Origin of the sequence: Gilvibacter sp. (assembly GCF_013214815.1) — a bacterium.
Lineage (GTDB): Bacteria > Bacteroidota > Bacteroidia > Flavobacteriales > Flavobacteriaceae > Gilvibacter.
Genome location: NZ_JABSPU010000016.1, coordinates 46,775 through 49,653 on the forward strand (window position 1 = coordinate 46,775; position 2,879 = coordinate 49,653).

Below are 2,879 nucleotides of genomic sequence, written 5' to 3' on the forward strand. Positions count from 1 at the left end.
GCCTGTTTTATGTAGGGCGAACGCAATATGCGATCCCAAGACCAATGCTGATTGATCGGGCGTTGTTTTGGATCTAAGTCACTTACTTCTATCAACTCTTTATCCAAGAAACCGTCTTGTTGCAAAAATACTCCGTGCTCTTCTGAATACGGAAAGTAAAGGCCATCGGCAACTGTGGTCCAATCGCTTAACTCACTATCAGCAAGATTTGTTTTGGCTGCAATACAGCTGTAGTCATCTGGTGCTTCTGACTGGATGCGTTGCATTTGGGCAGCGGCATAGTTCAAACACCACTGTGCACTGTAGTTGGTATACCAGTTGTTGTTGACGTTGTTTTCGTATTCATTCGGACCAGTTACTCCTAGAATAACATACTTGCCCTTTTGTTTAGAGAAGGTAGCGCGTTGTTTCCAAAAACGAGCGATCCCAATTAGGACTTCCGCACCCATTTCATTGATGTATGAAGTATCTCCTGTGTAACGAGCATAATTGAAAATGGCAAAGGCAATGGCTCCATTTCTGTGGATCTCCTCAAAGGTGATCTCCCATTCGTTATGACACTCTTCCCCATTCATGGTTACCATCGGATACAAGGCGGCACCATCTGTAAAGCCGAGCTTCTGTGCATTCTCAATAGCTTTTTGCAAATGCTTGTATCGGTAGACCAAAAGGTTACGAGCAACTTCTTGATTTTTCGTAGCCATATAGAACGGCAAGCAATAGGCCTCCGTATCCCAATAAGTACTACCTCCGTATTTCTCCCCGGTAAATCCTTTAGGACCAATGTTCAATCTTGGGTCTTTCCCTAAATAGGTTTGGTTGAGTTGAAAGATATTAAAGCGGATTCCTTGCTGTGCTTTGTCATCACCTTCTATCTGAATGTCTGCCATAGACCAAATTTCATCCCAGGCAGCCGCTTGTGCATTGGCTAAGCCTTTTACACCAATTTCCATCCCTTTTGCCAAAACAGCTTTGGCAGCCGGAACCAATTGATCAATATCGTGATTGGTAGAAACCGTATAACCAGCATATTTCTCCAAATTAATGGTTTCTCCTTGCGCTACTTGCGCACTATAGGTCACTGAAGCTGTTTTATCGGTTTGATCTACGCTGGATTCTGCGATTGGCTGATCGTTCAAAAACACCTGTGAATCCATATAGGTACATACATGGAAAGCTGTTTTCTCGGTAGCCGAATGTATAAAGGCTGCGGATTTTGAAGCGCTAATGCCTTTAATGTCCCAAAATTTATCGTCCCAATTGGAATCCTCATTGGTGATGCCAGCATCGATATAGGGAGTAAAGCTGATGGTAGCAGCCCCGTTAACCGGAGTCACTCGGTAATCGATCACTCCCAATTCATCCATATCTAAGCATAAGAATCGAAGCACTTCCACCTTCACAGTTGTTCCGTTCTGTAAGGTTGCCTCAAAACTACGAGTGTACAAACCGGTTTTCATGTCCAGCTCGCGCTTGAAGTTGTCTACGCTTTTGCACGTATGTAAGTCCAAAGCCTCCCCATCAACACTCACGTTGATTCCAATCCAGTTGGGTGCGTTGAGCACTTTGGCAAAGTATTCGGGATAACCGTTCTTCCACCATCCCACACGAGTCTTATCAGGGTAATAAACTCCCGCAATATAGCTTCCTTGAAATGTGGGTCCGGAGTACTGCTCCTCAAAATTGGCACGTTGCCCCATGGCTCCGTTTCCAATACTGAATAAACTTTCTGAAGATTTAACGCGTTCTGCATCGAAGCCTTCTTCGATGATAGACCACGGATGGGTTACAATATATTGTTGGTTCATTGGATTGTTTCGCTGGTTAATTGATCAATAAAGTTATTTGGTATTTGGGTAAAGTCTTGAAAGACGTGTTTGGCATGAGATAGGTGCTCTGGTTTCCCGATTCCTACGGAGACCATTCCTCCCGTATTGGCAGCAGTTACTCCAGCTTTAGAATCTTCAAAGACCACACATTGTTCGGGCTTTAATCCGAGTAAATCCGCGCCTTGGATAAAGACCTCAGGATCGGGTTTAGCAGCGGTCACATTGGTGCCATCTACTATGGCCTCAAACTCTTGGATCATACCTACACGCTCTAAAATATGACGTGCGTTCTTACTGGCAGAACCCAATGCGATCTTGTAGCCTTTGTTTTTTAGATCTGTAATAAACTCACGTACTCCCGGGAGTACATCATCTTTACCCATGGTTGCAACATGAGCCAGATAATCTACATTCTTATCCGAAGTCAAAAAATCAAAGCGTTCTTGGGTGATACCTACTCCAGCCCAATCAAGGATCTTCTGTAATGAGTCAATGCGGCTAACGCCTTTTAATTGTTCGTTGAGTTCTGGCGTCAGCTCAAAGCCAAGAGCGGCCGCTGTCTTTTTCCACGCCAGATAGTGGAAATGGGCGGTGTCTACAATAACTCCGTCCAGATCAAATATAATTCCTTCTATTTTCATCCTAATTAGAACGCGACCTGGGCCTTCTGGGAGGAATCCTCAAAAAGCAGCAAATCGCTTATGTATTTAAGCGACAAGCACTTTGCTTATCTGCGCTGAAAAAAGGGAAGTAATAATAGCAACAGAATGCGGGATAAATATACGGAATTTTTAAACCAATGCCCTATTTAGCGGCCGATGCTCTGGGAATTAATTCCGTTTGTACCACCAAGGTCTGGTAAGCATCGTCAGGATCGTCATTCTCAATTCTATTAATGAGCAATTGTGCGGCGCGTTTGCCCATCTCGTGTCCGTGCTGGCTTACTGTTGCCAAAGGCGGTTGGGCGTATTTAGAAAGAAGTCGATCGGTAAAACCGTTGACCTTTACATCCCCTGGAACCTGCTTGCCAGCCTTCTTGACCGCATTCAT

At 44.4% G+C, this 2,879-nt stretch carries 3 protein-coding genes; all 3 read right to left on the reverse strand.

Annotated features, from left to right (window positions below; all coding sequences use genetic code 11):
* Positions 1-1,808 (reverse strand): family 65 glycosyl hydrolase domain-containing protein (locus HRT75_RS05515; protein ID WP_291183579.1); only part of this gene is annotated, 1,808 nt, incomplete at its 3' end.
* Positions 1,805-2,470, reverse strand: coding sequence for a beta-phosphoglucomutase (pgmB, locus tag HRT75_RS05520; protein ID WP_291183582.1), 666 nt, complete (start codon positions 2,468-2,470; stop codon positions 1,805-1,807). The genes pgmB and HRT75_RS05515, both read right to left, overlap by 4 nt.
* Before the next feature lie 163 nt (positions 2,471-2,633).
* Positions 2,634-2,879: substrate-binding domain-containing protein (locus tag HRT75_RS05525; RefSeq protein WP_291183585.1), on the reverse strand; the 246-nt coding region annotated here is incomplete at its 5' end.